We start from the raw sequence: 16,577 nt of genomic DNA, 5'->3' as shown, positions 1-16,577 counted from the left end.
CCGCCGATGACCGCGCCTCGCCGCGCCCATCGTCGTGCCGTTCAGGAGGGGGTGGCATGACCATCGCCGTCTCGCTCGACGACAAGTACACCGCCGAGGAAGGCCGCGTCTTCCTCACCGGCATCCAGGCCCTCGTGCGCCTGCCCATGACGCAGATGCGCCGCGACCGCGCGGCGGGCCTCAACACCGGCGCCTTCATCTCGGGTTATCGCGGCTCGCCGCTGGGCGGCCTCGACCAGCAGATCTGGGCGGCCAGGAAGTTCCTCGACCCGCTCGACATCCACTTCCAGCCCGGCATCAACGAGGACCTCGCCGCCACCGCCGTCTGGGGCAGCCAGCAGGTCCCGCTCTCCAAGGGCGCCCGCAAGCAGGGCGTCGTGGGGATGTGGTATGGCAAGGGTCCCGGCGTGGACCGCTCGGGCGACGTGTTCAAGCACGCCAACGCAGCCGGCACCTCGCAATACGGCGGCGTCCTCGCGGTCGCGGGCGACGACCACACATGCAAGTCCTCCTCGATCCCGCACCAGTCCGACCACGCCTTCATCTCGGCGATCATGCCGGTGCTCTACCCGAGCTCCGTCCACGAGTTCCTGCCCCTGGGCCTCCTCGGCATCGCCATGAGCCGCTTCTCCGGCTGCTGGGTCGGCTTCAAGGTCATCTCCGAGACCGTCGAGACCACCGCCGTCGTGGACCTCGCCCCCGAGAAGCGCCAATTCGTGATCCCCGAGGACTTCGAGCTCCCGCCCGGCGGCCTCAACCTCCGCTGGCCCGACCCGCCCCTGGTGCAGGACGAGCGGCTCCAGGAATACAAGGGCTACGCCGCCCGCGCCTTCGCCCGCGCCAATCGGTTGGACGAGGTCACCTTCGACACCCCCCGCGCCCGCTTCGGCATCGTCGCCTCCGGCAAGGCCTACGAGGACGTGGACCAGGCGCTGCACGAACTGGGCCTGGGCGAGCGCGAACTGCACCAGATCGGCGTCCGCATCTACAAGGTCCGGATGCCCTGGCCGCTGGAGCCCGAGGGCATCCGCCACTTCTCCGAAGGCCTCGAGGAGGTCCTGATCGTCGAGGAGCGGCGCGAGATCATCGAGCACCAGATCAAGCAGCAGCTCTTCAACTGGCGCGCCGACGTGCGGCCCCGGATCGTCGGCAAGTTCGACCACATGGACCGGCCCTTCCTGCACCTCTCGGCGGGCCTGACGGTGGCGGAGGTCGCCCGCGCCATCGTGGACCGGCTGGTGGCGAACGGCATCCCCGACGACCTCAAGGCCCGCATCACCGAGCGCGTCGAGCGCTTAGAAGGCATCGAGCGCGCCATGACCGGCCACCAGCCGCCGGTGATCCGCCGCCCCTGGTATTGCGCCGGCTGCCCGCACAACACCTCGACCCGCGTGGTCGAGGGCTCGACCGCCATGGCGGGGATCGGCTGCCACTACATGGTCCAGTGGATGGACCGGAACACCGACACCATCACCCACATGGGCGGCGAGGGCGTCCCCTGGACCGCCATCTCCCGCTTCACCGACGAGCCGCACCGCTTCGTCAACCTGGGCGACGGGACCTTCTACCACTCCGGCCTCCTCGCCATCCGCCAGTCCGTCGCGGCGGGGACGCCGATCACCTACAAGCTCCTCTACAACGACGCGGTGGCTATGACCGGCGGCCAGCACGTCGACGGCCCCCTGACGCCCGAGCGCGTGGCCCACATGCTCCGCGACGAGGGCGTGCAGGAGATCCGCTTCCTGGCAGAGACCCCCGAGGCCTACAAGCCCGAGGCGCTCCCCCCCGGCACCGTGATCCGCCACCGCGACGCCATCGACGACACCATGCGAGAGCTGCGCGAGATCAAGGGCGTCACCGCCATCGTCTTCGTCCAGACCTGCGCCGCCGAGAAGCGCCGCCGCCGCAAGCGCGGCACGCTGCCGGACCCCGACATGCGCCTCTGGATCAGCCCGGAGGTCTGCGAGGGCTGCGGCGACTGTTCGGTGCAATCGAACTGCGTCGCCGTCGAGCCGCTGGAAACCGAGATGGGCCGCAAGCGCCGCATCAACCAGTCCACCTGCAACAAGGACTACTCCTGCCTCAAGGGCTTCTGCCCGAGCTTCGTGACCGTGCGCGGCGGCCAGCCCCGCAAGCTCGCCGCCGCCGACCGCCCGGACACGAGCCACCTAGCCGAGCCCCAGCGCCCCGTCCTCGACCGTCCCTGGAACGTCGCGGTCGCAGGCGTCGGCGGCACCGGCGTCCTGACCATCGGCGCGATCCTTGCCATGGCCTCGCACATGGACGGCCTCTCGCCCATGGTGCTCGACATGGCGGGTCTCGCGCAGAAGGGCGGCGCGGTCCTGAGCCACATCCGCATCGGCCCCGCCGACCATGCTCCGACCGAGCCGCGCATCGTCACCGGCGGCGCCGACGTCCTCTTGGCCGCCGACACGGTCGTCGCCGTCTCCAAGGAGGCCGCCGTCCTCTGCAACCCCGAGCGGACGGCCGGCGTCGTCAACACCCACATGACCCCGGTCTCGGACTTCGTGCTGCACCGCGACTTCGACTTCCGCACCCGCGAGGTCGAGGGGATGCTCGCGGGCCACCTGCGCGAGCGGCACTTCCACGACTTCACGGCGGCAGGCCTCGCCGTCGCCGGGGACGAGATCGCGTCCAACATCCTGATGCTCGGCTACGCCTGGCAGAAGGGCCTGATCCCTGTCTCGCACGACTCCATCGAGCAGGCGATCCGCCTCAACAAGGTGGCCGTGGACACCAACCTCGACGCCTTCGCCTGGGGCCGCGTCATGGCCGATGACCCCGCGAGGCTCCCCAAGCTCGAGGCGCCGCGCCGGTCCATGGAGGACATGACGACCGAGGAGCTGGTCGTGCAGCGCAAGGCGCACCTGGCTGCCTACCAGAACAGCCGCTTGGCCTCTCGCTACGCCGCCCTCGTGGCGCGGGTCGAAACGGCGACCGTCGGCCTCTCCGACAAGGAGACCGCCCGCAAGATCGTCCGCTCCGTCGCCCACGGCTACGCCCGCGTCCTCGCCCCCAAGGACGAATACGAGGTCGCCCGCCTCCTCACCGCGCCCGAGTTCCGCAAAGGTCTGGAGGACAGCTTCGATGGCAACATGAAGCTGTCCCTGAATCTCGCGCCCCCGTTCCTGGCCAAGCCCGGCCCCACCGGCCGCCCCGTAAAGCACGAGTTCGGCCCTTGGCTCTTCCCGGTTCTCCGGACGCTCGCCCGCCTCAAGTCCCTGCGCGGCAGTGCCTTCGACCCCTTCGGCCACACCGCCGAGCGCCGGGCCGAGCGCGCCCTCATCCCCGACTACGAGGCTGACGTGGCCAAGGTTCTTGCCCTCCTCGACGACCGCACCGCTCCCAAGGCTCTCGCGCTGCTCGACCTTTACAACCAGATCCGGGGCTTCGGGCCGGTAAAGGACGCGGCCATGGCCCAGGCGGCCGAGCGTCGGACCAAGCTCCTCGCAGACCTCGACCGGGGCGCCGAGCCGCCCGCCGGTCACGCCTTGGCGGCAGAATGACATGACCCACGCCGCCATGACCTTCGACCTCGGCGAGGACGTGAACGAGCTGCGCGCCATGGTCCACCGCTGGGCCCAGGAGCGCCTCAAGCCCATGGCCGCCGAGATCGACCGCGAGAACCGCTTCCCGCCCGAGCTCTGGCCCGAGATGGGCGAGCTGGGCCTCCTCGGCCTCACCGTCCCCGAGGAGTTCGGCGGCACCGGCCTTGGCTACCTCGCCCATGTGGTCGCGGTGGAGGAGATCGCCCGCGCCTCCGCCTCGGTGGCGCTTTCCTACGGCGCGCATTCCAACCTCTGCGTCAACCAGATCGCCCTGAACGGCACCGAGGACCAGAAGCGCCGCACCCTCCCCGACCTCGTGGCGGGCCGCCGGGTCGGCGCCCTCGCCATGTCCGAGACGGGGGCGGGCTCCGACGTGGTCGGTATGCGGACCCGTGCCGAGAAGGTGGGCAACGCCTATGTCCTCCACGGCGGCAAGTACTGGATCACCAACGGCCCCGACGCCGACGTGGCCATCGTCTACGCCAAGACCGACCCCGAGGCCGGGTCCAAGGGCATCACCGCCTTCCTCGTCGACGCGGGCACCCTCGGCTTCACCCGGACCCCGCATTTCGACAAGCTGGGAATGCGCGGCTCCAACACCGGCGAGCTCGTCTTCGATGGCGCCCAGGTCCCGCCCGAGAACGTCCTGGGCGAGGAGGGGAGGGGCGTCCGCGTCCTCATGTCCGGCCTCGACTACGAGCGCGTCGTGCTGTCAGGCATCGGCCTCGGCATCATGGCCGCCTGCCTGGACGAGGTCCTCCCTTATGTCCGAGAGCGCAAGCAGTTCGGCCAGCCCATTGGCACGTTCCAACTGATGCAGGCCAAGGTCGCCGACATGCACGTGGCCCTCGCCACCGCCCGCGCCTACACCTACGAGGTCGCCCGCGCCTGCGACGCCGGCCGGGTCACGCGGGCCGACGCGGCGGGCTGCGTCCTCTACGCGAGCGAACAGGCCATGGCGCAGGCGCATCAGGCGGTGCAGGCGCTCGGCGGCGCGGGGTTCCTGAACGACTCGACCGTGAGCCGTCTCTTCCGCGACGCCAAGCTCATGGAGATCGGCGCCGGCACCTCGGAGATTCGCCGGATGCTGATCGGGCGCGAGCTGGTGGGTCTCTGAATGCGCCTGAACACCAAGGCCCAGCCCAGTTCCGAGACCTTCAAGGCCAACCGCACGGCGCACCTCGCCCTGCTGGAGCTGGTCCGACAAGCCGCCGAATCCGCCGCTCAGGGTGGCGGAGAGACCGCCCGCCAGCGCCACGTCTCACGCGGCAAGCTCCTCCCGCGCGACCGCATCGGCAACCTTCTCGACGCCGGCTCGCCATTCCTCGAGATTGGCGCCACCGCCGCGCACGGGATGTACGACGGCGCCGCACCGGGGGCGGGCCTGATTGCCGGCGTGGGGCGCATCCACGGCATCTGGGTCATGGTGGTCTGCAACGACGCCACCGTGAAGGGCGGGACCTACTACCCGATGACGGTCAAGAAGCACCTCCGCGCCCAGGAGATCGCGGAGGAGTGCCATCTCCCTTGCGTCTACCTCGTGGACTCGGGCGGCGCGAACCTCCCCAACCAGGACGAGGTCTTCCCTGACCGCGATCACTTCGGCCGCATCTTCTACAACCAGGCCCGGATGAGCGCGAAGGGCATCCCCCAGGTCGCCGTCGTCATGGGCTCCTGCACCGCCGGAGGCGCCTATGTCCCCGCCATGTCGGACGTGTCCATCATCGTCCGCGACCAAGGCACCATCTTCCTCGCCGGACCGCCCCTCGTGAAGGCCGCGACCGGCGAGGTGGTGAGCGCCGAGGACTTGGGCGGCGCCGACGTGCACACCCGACTCTCGGGCGTCGCCGACTACCTCGCCGAGGACGACCTCCACGCCCTCGCGCTCGCCCGCCGGGCCGTGGCCAGCCTCAACCGCAAGGCCGGCGCGCTCCCCGAGGGCGAGCCGCCCGCCCACGACCCCGAGGAGATCCTCGGCCTCGTCCCCGCCGACCTCCGCACCCAGTACGATATCCGCGAGGTCATCGCCCGCATCGTGGACGGCTCCCGACTCGACGAGTTCAAGGCGCGCTTCGGCGAGACGCTGGTCACCGGTTTCGCCGAGGTGATGGGCCAGCCGGTCGGGATCGTCGCCAACAACGGCGTTCTCTTCTCCGAGTCCGCCCAGAAAGGCGCGCACTTCGTGGAACTCTGCTCCCAGCGGAGCGTGCCGCTGGTGTTCCTCCAGAACATCACCGGCTTCATGGTCGGCCGTCGCTACGAGAACGAGGGCATCGCCCGCCACGGCGCCAAGATGGTCACGGCCGTGGCGACGACCGGCGTGCCCAAGGTGACTGTGATCGTCGGCGGCTCCTTCGGCGCGGGCAACTACGGCATGGCCGGACGGGCCTACTCGCCGCGCTTCCTCTGGACCTGGCCCAACTCGCGCATCAGCGTCATGGGCGGCGAGCAGGCGGCGGGCGTCCTCGCCACCGTCCGGCGCGAGGGGATCGAGCGGAACGGCGGCCAGTGGTACCCCGCGGAGGAGTCCGAGTTCAAGCGCCCGACCCTGGAGATGTTCGAGCGCCAGAGCCACCCGCTCTATGCCTCCGCCCGGCTCTGGGACGACGGCATCGTCGACCCGCGCCGCACGCGCGAGGTGCTGGCCCTGTCGCTGGCTGCCGCCCTCGGCGCCCCGCCCGAGCCCACGCGCTTCGGCGTCTTCCGGATGTGACCCGATGTTCCAGCGCATCCTGATCGCCAACCGGGGAGAGATCGCCTGCCGCGTCATCGACACGGCCCGTAGGCTGGGCGTCGAGACGGTGGCCGTCTACTCGGACGCCGATGCCGAGGCGCGGCACGTCGCGATGGCCGACCGGGCGGTGCGGATCGGGCCTCCACCGGCTGCCGAGAGCTACCTGAACGGCGCCGCGATCATCGAGGCCGCCCGCGCCACGGGCGCGCAGGCGATCCACCCCGGCTACGGCTTCCTCTCCGAGAACCCCGACTTCGCCGAGGCCGTCGCGGCGGCTGGCCTCGTCTTCGTCGGGCCATCGGCCAAGGCGATCCGCGCCATGGGCCTCAAGGACGCCGCCAAGGCGCTGATGGAGCGGGCGGGCGTCCCGGTGGTGCCTGGCTACCACGGCGAGGATCAGTCGCCCGAGCGGCTGTCCCGCGAGGCCCGGCGGATCGGCTATCCCATCCTCATCAAGGCCGTCGCGGGCGGCGGCGGCAAGGGGATGCGGCGGGTGGACGACCCTTCGCGGTTCGCCGAGGCGCTGGAGGGCGCGAAGCGGGAGGCGAAAGGCGCCTTCGGCAACGACGCGGTCCTGATCGAGAAATACGTCTCCACCCCCCGCCACATCGAGGTGCAGGTCTTCGGCGACGGAATCCATGCCGTCCACCTCTTCGAGCGCGACTGCTCGCTCCAGCGCCGCCACCAGAAGGTGATCGAGGAGGCACCCGCCCCCGGCATGACCCCCGCGATGCGCACCGCGATCTGCGAGGCGGCGGTGCGCGCGGCCATGGCGGTCGGCTACAGCGGCGCCGGCACGGTCGAGTTCATCGCCGACGCCTCGGACGGCCTGCATCCCAGCCGGTTCTGGTTCATGGAGATGAACACCCGGCTCCAGGTCGAGCATCCCGTGACCGAGGCCGTGACGGGCGTGGACCTCGTCGAATGGCAGCTCCGGGTCGCGAGCGGCGAGCCGCTGCCGCGCCGGCAGGAGGACCTTCGCCTCCACTGTCACGCCGTCGAGGCCCGGCTCTATGCCGAGGACGTGCCGGCGGGCTTCCTCCCCGCGACGGGGCGCCTCGCGCATCTGCGCTTCCCCGGCGGCGTGCGGGTCGAGACCGGGGTGCGCGAAGGGGACGAGATCACCCCCTGGTACGATCCGATGATCGCCAAGCTCGTCGCCCTCGCGCCCACGCGCGCCGAGGCGCTGGTCAAGCTCGGACGGGCGCTGGACGAGACACGGGTGGCCGGCTGCGTCACGAACCTCGGCTTCCTCTCGGCGCTTGTCCGACACGAGAGGGTTCGGGCGGGCGAGGTGGACACCGGCCTCATCGCGCGCGACCTCGACCGGCTGGTCCCGTCGGGCCCACCCCCGCCCGAGGCGGTCGCGGTGGCCGCGCTGGCGGCGGCGGGACCGGCGGACGGCCCCTTGGCCGGCTTCCACCTCTGGACCCCCCTGTCCCGGCGCGTCGACCTGCGATGGAAGGATGAGCCGCAGGCCGTGACCCTGGCACTCGCTGGCCCGCGCGGCGCCCGGATCACGATGGATGGTCGGACGCGCGAGGCCGCCCGAGGCGAGGACGGATGGCGGATCGGCAGTGGTGCGGCCTTCGATGCGGTCGCCGAGCCGACCCGCGTGACGGTCTTCGGCGGACGCGAGGGGACCTGGGTCTTCGACCACTCCGACCCCCTCGACCGCGACGTGGATGCGACGGGCCACGACGTGACGGCCTCCCCGATGCCCGGTCTTGTCCGGGCGGTGCTCGTGGCGGCGGGGCAGGCGGTGGCCAAGGGCGACCGGCTCGTCGTCGTCGAGGCCATGAAGATGGAGCACGCCCTCTCGGCGCCGCGCGACGGCCGGGTGGCCGAGGTGCTGGTCGCGGAAGGGGAGCAGGTCGAGGCCGGCGCCCCCCTCGTGCGGTTGGAGGCCGAGGATGGCTGAGGCGGTCGAGATCGTGGAGGTCGGGCCCCGCGATGGCCTGCAGAACCAGGCGCGGATCATCCCGACCGACCGGAAGGTCGCGCTGGTGGACGCGCTCTCCGAGGCCGGGTTCCAGCGGATCGAGGTGGCCAGCTTCGTGAGCCCAAGATGGGTGCCGCAGATGGCGGACGGCGCCGAGGTGCTGGTCGGGATCGGCCGCAGGCCAGGCACGCGCTACATGGCGCTCGCGCCCAACCTGAAGGGCTACGAGGCCGCCCGGGCGGACGGGGCGGATGAGGTCGCGGTCGTCACCGCCGCCTCCGAAGGCTTCGCCAGGGCCAACCTGAATGCGACCGTGGCCGAGACGCTGGATCGCATCGCCACGATCCTGGACATGGCCCATAGGGACGAGATGCCTGTCCGGGGCTACGTCTCGGTCGTGACCGACTGTCCCTATGACGGCGAGGTCGCGCCGGCTTCGGTCGCCCGGGTCTCGGCGGCGCTCAGGGATCTGGGCTGCCACGAGGTCAGCCTAGGCGAGACCCTGGGGCGCGGAACGCCCGAACGGGTGGACGCCATGCTCCGCGCCGTGCTCGAGGAACTGCCGCCCGAGCGGCTCGCCGGGCACTTCCACGACACGTCCGGCCGGGCGCTGGAGAACGTCGAGGTGGCCCTGGGGCACGGGCTCCGGGTCTTCGACTCCTCCGTCGGCGGGCTGGGGGGCTGCCCCTTCGCGCCGGGCGCCGCGGGCAACGTGGCGACGGAGGCGCTGGCGGAGCGGCTCGCCACGCTGGGCTACGAGACGGCGCTCGACCGAGAGGCGCTGGCGCGGGCGACGGCCCTGGCGCGGTCCCTGAGGGAGGGCTGAGGCTCCATGTTCCGGACGATCATGCTCGACACCGATGGGCGCGGGGTGGCCCGCCTGACGTTGGATCGGCCCGAGCGGCACAACGCGCTCGATGCCACCATGATCTCGGAGCTGACCGAGGCGGCGGAGCGTCTGGGGCAGGACCCCGCCGTCCGCGTCGTCGTGCTGGCTGCCGCGGGCCCGACCTTCTGCGCCGGTGGAGACCTCGGCTGGATGCGCGAGCAGATGGTGGCGGACGGCGCCGCGCGGGCGGCCGAGGCGCGGCGCATCGCCGGGATGCTGCGGGCGCTCGACACCCTGCCCAAGCCCCTCGTCGCCGAGGTCCAGGGGCCGGCCTACGGCGGCGGGGTCGGTCTCCTGTCGGTCTGCGACGTCGCGGTCGGGGCCGAGGCCGAGGCCGCGACCTTCGCGCTCACCGAGACCCGGCTGGGACTGATCCCGGCGACGATCGGTCCCTACATCCTCGCTCGGATCGGCGTCGCCGCATCACGGCGGCTCATGCTGTCCTCGCGCCGCTTCGACACGCGCGAGGCGCTGAGCCTGGGTCTCCTCACCCGCGTCGTGCCCCCCGAGCGGCTGCGGGACGGCGTGGAGGAGGAGGTCCGGGCGTTCCTCGCCTGCGCACCGGGGGCGGTCGCGGCGGCGAAACGGCTGATCCGGACGCTCGGGGGCGGAGTGGATGCCGCAACGGTCGAGGCCTCCATCGCGGCCCTTGTGGAGCGATGGGAATCCGAGGAGGCGAGGGAGGGGGTCGCAGCCTTCTTCGAACGGCGCGACCCCGCCTGGCGCCTGGGGGACCCGCCTCCGTCCTGAGGGGGATCGTGGGGAGCGGGCGACTTGGACTTGACGGACAGGCTGCCGCAGCCGACCACTTGGACCCAGGGGAGGGACCGATCGGAACCGATGGGAGCCGGGTCGAAGGACGAGGAGATCGCGCGTCTCCACCGCGAGAACGCCGAGTTGCGCGAGGCCCTGAGACGGTCGCGTCCGGCGCCCGCCGGCTCGGGGGACGCTTCCGACCCGATCCTCGATCCTGCGGTCGGACATGCGGTCGTCGTCACCGACTCCGAGGGGCGCATAGGCGAGTGGAACGAGGCTGCCCGCCTCCTCTTCGGCTGGGACGCTCACGAGGCGCTGGGCGCGGACAGCCGCATGATGTTCACCCCGGAGGACCGGGCGATCAAGGCCCCGGAGCGGGAGATGGAGGTCGCGCTGGCCCAGGGCTGGGCCGAGGTCGAGCGCTGGCACCTCCGCAAGGATGGCTCGCTCATCTGGACCACGGACCTTCTGATGCCGCTGCGGGGCGGACGAGCGGCGGGCTTCCTCAGGATCCTCCGGGACCGGACCGAGGATCCCAAGGCCATGTACGACCAAGGACGGCGGACCGAGCAACTGAGGGCACTGGTGGAGGCGGCGCAGGTCATCGTCGCCGCGCCCCGTCTCGACGACACGGTCCGGGCGATCGCGGAAGCGGCCCGGCGGGTCGTGGGCGCGCACCAAGCGGCGTGCAGCCTGACTCGCGGACCCGACCGGTCGCAGGCGATCGTCGCGGTGGACCTGTCCGAGAAATACGCCCGCTGGCGCGGCCACGACGCCCTGACCGACGCATCGGGCGTCCACGAATGGGCCGCCGAGGGCCACCGTACCTTGCGGATGACGCAGCGGGAGCTGCTGGCGCATCCGCGCTTGCGGGGCTTCGGTGCCGAGACGGGGCGGCATCCCCCGATGCGCGGTTGGCTCGCCACCCCGTTGGTCGGCAGCGACGGGCGCAACCTCGGGCTCATCCAGCTCTCGGACAAGGAGGGCGGCGGGGACTTCGACGAGGCCGATGAGGCCCTCGTCGCGCAGCTCGCCCGGTTCGCCGCCTCGGCCGTCGAGAGGGCCTTGGCCGAGGCCCATGTACGGGAACGGGAGGAGCAGCTCCGCCTCCTGGCCGACGCGCTGCCGCTCCTCGTGTCCTTCATCGGGCGGGACCAGCGCTACGTCGTGATGAACAAGGCCCACGAGGACTGGTTCGAGGTGCCCCGGTCGGAGATGCTGGGCCGGACGATCCGCGAGGTCCTGGGCGAGGAGGCCTATGCCCAGCGCCGGGACCGGATCGAGGCGGCGCTCCGGGGCGAGCCGATGCGCTTCGACGCAGTCACGCCGGCGACCCGGGGCACCCGGCGCGATACCCAGGTCCACTACCTACCGCGACGCGACGCCGACGGGACGGTGGACGGCTTCTATGGTGTCGTGCTCGACCTCACCGAGCAGAAGGAAGCGGAGCGCGCGCTGCAGGCGGCGCGGGAGGAGGCCGAGCGGGAGGCCGCGCGGACAGGCGCGATCCTCAGCCAACTGGCCGAAGGGGTGATCGTCACCGACGAGGCCGGTCGGATCGTCTTCATCAACGAGGCCGCGCGGCGCATCCACGGGACCGCGCAGCTTGGCGTGGGGCCCGAGGACTACACGCGGCGCTACCGGCTCTTCACCGTCGAAGGCGAGCCCTTCCCGCCCGAGGACCTGCCGCTGAGCCGGGCGGCCCTGAAGGGCGAGACGGTCGAGGACGTCCGATGGATCGTCCGGCGGTCCGACGGGCGGGAGGTCGTGGCCGTCGGTGGCGCGCGACCTGTCCGGACGCCGGACGGGCATCAGGTCGGGGCCGTGCTGACCATGCGGGACGACACCGCCCGGGCGGCAGCCGAGGCGCAGCTTCGGCGACTCAACCAGGACCTCGAGACGGAGGTCGAGGCCCGAACCGCCGAGCGGGACCGCATCTGGCAGAACTCCACCGAGCTCATGGGCGTGTTCGGCTTCGACGGGCTCAGGCGCGAGGTCAATCCGGCCTGGACGCGGATGCTGGGCTGGCCGGAGGAGACCCTCCTCAGCGCGCCCTTCACCGAGATCATCCATCCGGGGGACCGGACGCGCTTCCTGACCGCTGCGGCCCGGTTGCGGGCAGGGGACCGGATCGTGGCGTTCGAGGCCCGGCTGCGCCATGCGGACGGGACCTGGCGGACGGTGTCCTGGACCGCGGTGCCCGGCGATGGGGTATTCCATGCCATCGGGCGCGACGTGACCGAGCAGCGGCAGGCCGAAGAGGCGCTGCGCCAGAGCCAGAAGATGGAGGCTGTCGGGCAGCTCACCGGCGGGATTGCCCACGACTTCAACAACCTCCTCGCGGGGATCATCGGTTCGCTCGACCTCCTGCAGGCGCGGCTGCGGCAGGGGCGGACGGGAGAGGTCGGCCGCTACGTCGAGGCTGCCATGAGCTCCGCCCAAAGGGCAGCGGCGCTGACGCACCGGCTCCTGGCCTTCTCGCGGCGGCAGCCCCTCGATCCGAAGCCCGTCGAGGCGAACCGCCTCGTTGCCGGGGTGGAGGATCTCCTGCGTCGAACGCTCGGTCCTGGGATCGCCCTTGGGCTGACACTGGAACCTGGGCTCTGGCGGACGCTCTGCGACCCGATACAGCTCGAGAGCGCGCTCCTGAACCTGTGCATCAACGCGCGGGACGCCATGCCGGACGGGGGGCGGCTGGCGATCGAGACGACGAACGTCAGGCTCGCCGGGTCCGATGCGGCCTCGCCACGCGAGGTCGCACCGGGCGACTACGTTGCGATCGTGGTGTCGGATACCGGGATTGGGATGCCGCCCGAGGTGTTGGCGCGGGTCTTCGAGCCCTTCTTCACCACCAAGCCCCTGGGCCAGGGCACGGGCCTGGGCCTTTCGATGGTCTATGGCTTCGCCCGACAGTCCGGAGGGCACGTCCAGGTGCAATCGGAGGAGGGCCGGGGCACGACGGTGCGGCTCTACCTGCCGCGCCATGCCGGCGGGACCGAGGAAGGCGCGGGCGAGGCGCCGCCGGCCGAGCCGCCCCTGGCCGAAGCGGGCCAGACGGTCCTCGTGGTCGAGGATGAGGCGGTGGTGCGCGACCTCGTCGTGGAAGTGCTCGGCGAGCTGGGCTACGAGGCGCTGGAAGCGCCGGACGGGCCCGCGGGGCTGCGGCTCCTGCAGGAGAGCCGGCGGATCGACCTTCTCATCACGGACGTGGGGCTGCCGGGCCTCGACGGGCGCCAACTCGCCGACCAGGGGCGGGCCCTGCGGCCAGGGCTGCGCGTGCTGTTCGTCACCGGCTTCGCCGAGGGCGCCACGATCTCCGAGGGGTTCCTCGAACCGGGTATGGCGCTGCTGACCAAGCCCTTCGCGGTGGCGACGCTGATGGCCAAGATCCGCGAGGCGCTGGGACGGCCGGGCTGACCGACGTCGCGTGAGGGGGAACGGAGCGACTGGTCCGGGGGTTGACCCTGGACCCGCCGGGCCTCGGCCCGGCCGCACCACGGAGGGATGCCGCATGGCACATGCAAGCCGCAAGCACTTCGGTCCGGGCAGCCAGGGCAAGGGCGACGGGACGGGAGCGATGACGGACATCGCGCCCGAGGACATCCCGGAGAACATCGTCCTGTCCAACCGAGACAAGGCCCAGCACTCGGACGAGCGCGGCCTCGACAGCAAGGCGGTGCAGATCGAGCAGCTCCAGGACAACTCGGTGAGCCGGACGCCCGAGAACGATATCCCCGACGAGGAGGAGTGATCCCATGACCCACAAGATGCCCCCGATCCCGCCGGAGAACCTGAGCCCCAAGGGGCCGGGCGACACGGCGCGCAAGGTCGATGCCGGGACCCAGGCCGGGAACCCGCAGAAGCAGAACCCCGACAAGATCGGCCAGGCCGGCAACACCAAGGTCAACACGACCAACCAGGGCCTCCAGCAGGATCGATAAGCCATGTCCACCTCCGACAAGAGCCCGAACACCATCCGGCAGGGCGGCCCCGGTGCCTCCCATGAGAACGCCAAGGCGCCGCTTCGGGTGGACAAGCCCGGGGCCGATCCCGAGAATCGCCCGCAGCGGAGCGCCAAGTCCGGCGGGGGCGGCGAGGAAGACAGCCACCACTCGCGGAACGAGCGGGAGAAATAGCCTTTCCGACGGCCGCCCCGGGATCGGGGCGGCCGTTTCGGGTCTCGGACCGTTACGCCCGGCGCGGGTGCATCTCGCGCCGGAGGTCGTGTCCGAGGGCCGCCGGAGCGGACGCCACTCCGTCCGGCGGGGGCGGGACCTCGTCCCGCGGCGGCCAGGGCCTCCCGCCGGGGCGCTGCCATGCGCGCTCAGGGGCGGTTCGGTCATCCCGGGTGGACCGGCTTCCTCGGTCCTGTAAAGAGCTGAGCACCCGGGGGGCTCCGGCGGACGGGCAGGGATGGGCCTCTCCCGAAGGAGCGCTCGACATCGGTGCCGTCCCCGGCCGGGGGAAGGACTTGTTCATCGCGGGACCCCCTCCTTGTCTCGGCTCGGGCTCCAGTCGCCGTGCGTCGCGGCCGGTCCTCTGCGCGAGCGGTGGGGCGTGCCTTGCCAGGTCCCCGGGGGTCTCAACTCCGCGCGTGGGAATCACTGTGCCCGATAAAGGTTAAGGCGGGGTAAACGGCCCGAACGCACGCAACACCCCCCGACGCAACACCCTGCTGGGCTGCGGCCTGCATTCGAACGGGTGGGGAAGGGGTGACGGCGGCCCCCGGGGCGGGTGAACCGCCACCTCGGCCGTGATGGGGCGCGGCCCGCATCGGGGCCGCGCCTCCGGGCGTCCTAGCGGACGTCGGGATCGGGCTTCGGCGTCACGGCGTCCTTGAGGTCGCCCCAGGCCTTCTGGGCCTTGCCCTTGGCCTGGTCGAGGTTGCCCTCGGACTGGAGCTCGCGGTCGCCGGTGAGCTTGCCGAGGCCTTCCTTGATCTTGCCGCCGACGTCGCGGGCGGTGCCGCGCGCGCGGTCTTCGTCGCTGGTGCTCATGAGGGATCTCCCGATTCGTTTCATGGGGAAAACCCGGAAGCGCAACGCGCGGTTCCGTGAGGCGCAACTCGGCCCTCGGCGCCGGGAGGCGTGAACCTTGCCCTCGACCTGCTTGCCGTCGAAGGCGTCGGGAGGTGGACGTGGCGGAGAGCCCGTCTCGTGGCCCTTCCCTGACGGCCTCCGTGCGTGCCATCCTTGGACCGTCAGGGGAGGGGAGACATGCCCGAAATCCGCCAGAACTTCAGTGGCCAGACCATCATCACCACCTTCGAGACCACGCCCGCGCTGGCCTTCGACCTGATCGAGGCGCTGCAGGCGGCCTTCGCCGAGTGCATCTCGAAGCAGCCGGGCTTCCTGGGCGCGGCGCTCCACGTCAACGACGCCCGGACGCGGGTCTGCAACTACTCCCAGTGGGCGAGTCGTGGGGATTATCAAGCGATGTTGCGGACGCCGGAGATGCGGGAGAGGAACCGGGCGATCAACGCGCTGTGCCGGGGGTTCGAGCCGGTGATGTATGAGGTGGAGGGGGTGTATTGAGGGGTGAGGCGCGCCCCGAAGACTCTTGGCAGAAGGGTGCGTACTCCTGCACGCCAAGCAAACCCACGTGCCGAACGATCTATAGTGAATTGTGCGTTAGTAGGAAGGCAGCATTGGTATGCGATCCGTTATTGCCTCCTATCAACGATCTTTTCTTTCGCTTGCCCATAAGTTCAAGCGGCTTGCGCCTTTTGATCGACCAAGGGAACTTTGCGAATTCCAACTCGACCTAGTTAGAAGAATTCGGCGAGTCGAAAAGATAATAAGGAACCTGAAGGCATCATCTTCGCATCATGGCTCCGAAGTGGCGTTGTTGCATAACTCGGTCTGAGGCCGAGCTTGGCCCTTTCCCCTTCGGTTCAGACGGCGCGCACGATCTCCGCCCTGCCCAGGGCTGAAAAGCGGTTCATCAGGGCGATGCGGGTGTGGATCTCGGCGGCTTGGCGGTCGGGGTCGCGTGAGGCGATGCGGTCCCCAAAGGCTTTGAGGCGGAGCATCTGGGCTTCGATCCGACTTCGGGCGTGATAGCCCGTCAGCCGTTTCCAGAAGGCCCGGCCGAAGTGCCTGGTTGTTCGCAGGTTCTCGTTCCTGGATCGGGCGGCGGGACCATCCTCTTTCCAGAGGCGGCCGTTCTTGCGGATTGGGATGACGGCGGTGCCACCCCGCCCAGCGATGGCGGCGTGGCACGTGCGGGTGTCGTAGGCGCCGTCGGCCGTGACGGTACCGATCGGCTGGTCGGCTGGGATCTGCGCCAGCAGATCAGGCAGCACCGGGCTGTCGCCTGTCTGGCTGGAGGTGAACTCCACGGCCCGGATGTCCCCCGTGGCCGCATCCATGGCCAGATGCACCTTACGCCATTGCCGCCGGCGACTAGGACCATGCTTGCGCACCTGCCACTCGCCGTCGCCGCGCATCTTCACGCCGGTGCTGTCGACCAGCAGGTTCAGATTGCCGCCCGAGCGGCGAAAGGAGATCTGAATGCTCACCGTCTTCTGCCGCCGGCACAGGGTGGAGTAGTCCGGCACCGGCCAGTCCTCCAGACCGGCCATCCTGAGCAGGCTCTCGACCATCCCGATCGTCTGCCGCAGAGCGAGCCCGAACAGGACCTTGATGCTGAGGCAGAACTGGATCGCCGCGTCAGAGAAGGTCTCAG

At 70.9% G+C, this 16,577-nt stretch carries 13 protein-coding genes; 11 read left to right on the top strand and 2 right to left on the bottom strand.

Annotated elements, in window-relative coordinates:
- Positions 1 to 56: 56 nt before the first annotated feature.
- The 10 genes from RUMESO_RS08510 to RUMESO_RS08465 all read left to right on the top strand — a co-directional run bounded on the left by RUMESO_RS08510 (position 57) and on the right by RUMESO_RS08465 (position 14,026).
- Entirely contained in the window at positions 57 to 3,527 is a 3,471-nt protein-coding gene (locus RUMESO_RS08510; RefSeq protein WP_037279646.1) for an indolepyruvate ferredoxin oxidoreductase family protein, read from the top strand.
- Between the two features lies 1 nt (position 3,528).
- Positions 3,529 to 4,686 (top strand): acyl-CoA dehydrogenase family protein, encoded by a 1,158-nt coding sequence (locus RUMESO_RS08505; RefSeq protein ID WP_037279644.1) that lies wholly within the window; start codon positions 3,529 to 3,531, stop codon positions 4,684 to 4,686.
- Positions 4,687 to 6,282, top strand: a complete 1,596-nt coding sequence (locus tag RUMESO_RS08500; protein WP_037279643.1) for a carboxyl transferase domain-containing protein — start codon at positions 4,687 to 4,689, stop codon at positions 6,280 to 6,282.
- 4 nt (positions 6,283 to 6,286) lie between these two features.
- Entirely contained in the window at positions 6,287 to 8,224 is a 1,938-nt protein-coding gene (locus RUMESO_RS08495; RefSeq protein WP_037279642.1) for an acetyl-CoA carboxylase biotin carboxylase subunit, read from the top strand.
- Entirely contained in the window at positions 8,217 to 9,071 is an 855-nt protein-coding gene (locus tag RUMESO_RS08490) for a hydroxymethylglutaryl-CoA lyase (RefSeq protein ID WP_037279641.1), read from the top strand. The genes RUMESO_RS08495 and RUMESO_RS08490 overlap by 8 nt, the downstream gene beginning before the upstream one ends.
- Before the next feature lie 6 nt (positions 9,072 to 9,077).
- Entirely contained in the window at positions 9,078 to 9,884 is an 807-nt protein-coding gene (locus tag RUMESO_RS08485; RefSeq protein WP_037279640.1) for a crotonase/enoyl-CoA hydratase family protein, read from the top strand.
- A gap of 90 nt (positions 9,885 to 9,974) precedes the next feature.
- On the top strand, positions 9,975 to 13,307 hold the full coding sequence (locus tag RUMESO_RS08480) for a PAS domain S-box protein (protein WP_051521139.1): 3,333 nt from the start codon (positions 9,975 to 9,977) through the stop codon (positions 13,305 to 13,307).
- Positions 13,308 to 13,401: 94 nt separating this feature from the next.
- A complete protein-coding gene (locus RUMESO_RS08475) occupies positions 13,402 to 13,641 on the top strand; it encodes a hypothetical protein (protein WP_037279639.1) in 240 nt (79 codons plus the stop codon).
- A gap of 4 nt (positions 13,642 to 13,645) precedes the next feature.
- Positions 13,646 to 13,831: a hypothetical protein gene (locus RUMESO_RS08470; protein WP_037279637.1), complete on the top strand. Its 186-nt coding sequence runs from the start codon at positions 13,646 to 13,648 to the stop codon at positions 13,829 to 13,831.
- Between the two features lie 3 nt (positions 13,832 to 13,834).
- On the top strand, positions 13,835 to 14,026 hold the full coding sequence (locus RUMESO_RS08465) for a hypothetical protein (protein WP_037279635.1): 192 nt from the start codon (positions 13,835 to 13,837) through the stop codon (positions 14,024 to 14,026).
- Between the two features lie 660 nt (positions 14,027 to 14,686).
- Here the strand turns inward: RUMESO_RS08465 and RUMESO_RS08460 are convergent.
- On the bottom strand, positions 14,687 to 14,887 hold the full coding sequence (locus RUMESO_RS08460; protein WP_037279633.1) for a CsbD family protein: 201 nt from the start codon (positions 14,885 to 14,887) through the stop codon (positions 14,687 to 14,689).
- Between the two features lie 219 nt (positions 14,888 to 15,106).
- Here RUMESO_RS08460 and RUMESO_RS08455 point away from each other — a divergent pair, with 219 nt between their 5' ends.
- Positions 15,107 to 15,424, top strand: coding sequence for an antibiotic biosynthesis monooxygenase family protein (locus RUMESO_RS08455; protein WP_037279631.1), 318 nt, complete (start codon positions 15,107 to 15,109; stop codon positions 15,422 to 15,424).
- Between the two features lie 359 nt (positions 15,425 to 15,783).
- Here the strand turns inward: RUMESO_RS08455 and RUMESO_RS08450 are convergent.
- Positions 15,784 to 16,577: IS5 family transposase (locus RUMESO_RS08450; RefSeq protein ID WP_037279629.1), on the bottom strand; the 794-nt coding region annotated here is incomplete at its 5' end.

The organism is Rubellimicrobium mesophilum DSM 19309 (assembly GCF_000600335.2).
GTDB lineage: Bacteria > Pseudomonadota > Alphaproteobacteria > Rhodobacterales > Rhodobacteraceae > Rubellimicrobium > Rubellimicrobium mesophilum.
The sequence above is the reverse complement of the archived record's forward strand: the minus strand, read 5'-3'. Positions and strand labels throughout refer to the sequence as shown.

Bases quoted from the DNA above. Each gene is read 5' to 3' on its own strand.
- RUMESO_RS08510 (WP_037279646.1), top strand. From the start codon at position 57: ATGACCATCGCCGTCTCGCTCGACGACAAGTACACCGCCGAGGAAGGC.
- RUMESO_RS08505 (WP_037279644.1), top strand. From the start codon at position 3,529: ATGACCCACGCCGCCATGACCTTCGACCTCGGCGAGGACGTGAACGAG.
- RUMESO_RS08500 (WP_037279643.1), top strand. From the start codon at position 4,687: ATGCGCCTGAACACCAAGGCCCAGCCCAGTTCCGAGACCTTCAAGGCC.
- RUMESO_RS08495 (WP_037279642.1), top strand. From the start codon at position 6,287: ATGTTCCAGCGCATCCTGATCGCCAACCGGGGAGAGATCGCCTGCCGC.
- RUMESO_RS08490 (WP_037279641.1), top strand. From the start codon at position 8,217: ATGGCTGAGGCGGTCGAGATCGTGGAGGTCGGGCCCCGCGATGGCCTG.
- RUMESO_RS08485 (WP_037279640.1), top strand. From the start codon at position 9,078: ATGTTCCGGACGATCATGCTCGACACCGATGGGCGCGGGGTGGCCCGC.
- RUMESO_RS08480 (WP_051521139.1), top strand. From the start codon at position 9,975: ATGGGAGCCGGGTCGAAGGACGAGGAGATCGCGCGTCTCCACCGCGAG.
- RUMESO_RS08475 (WP_037279639.1), top strand. From the start codon at position 13,402: ATGGCACATGCAAGCCGCAAGCACTTCGGTCCGGGCAGCCAGGGCAAG.
- RUMESO_RS08470 (WP_037279637.1), top strand. From the start codon at position 13,646: ATGACCCACAAGATGCCCCCGATCCCGCCGGAGAACCTGAGCCCCAAG.
- RUMESO_RS08465 (WP_037279635.1), top strand. From the start codon at position 13,835: ATGTCCACCTCCGACAAGAGCCCGAACACCATCCGGCAGGGCGGCCCC.
- RUMESO_RS08460 (WP_037279633.1), bottom strand. From the start codon at position 14,887: ATGAGCACCAGCGACGAAGACCGCGCGCGCGGCACCGCCCGCGACGTC.
- RUMESO_RS08455 (WP_037279631.1), top strand. From the start codon at position 15,107: ATGCCCGAAATCCGCCAGAACTTCAGTGGCCAGACCATCATCACCACC.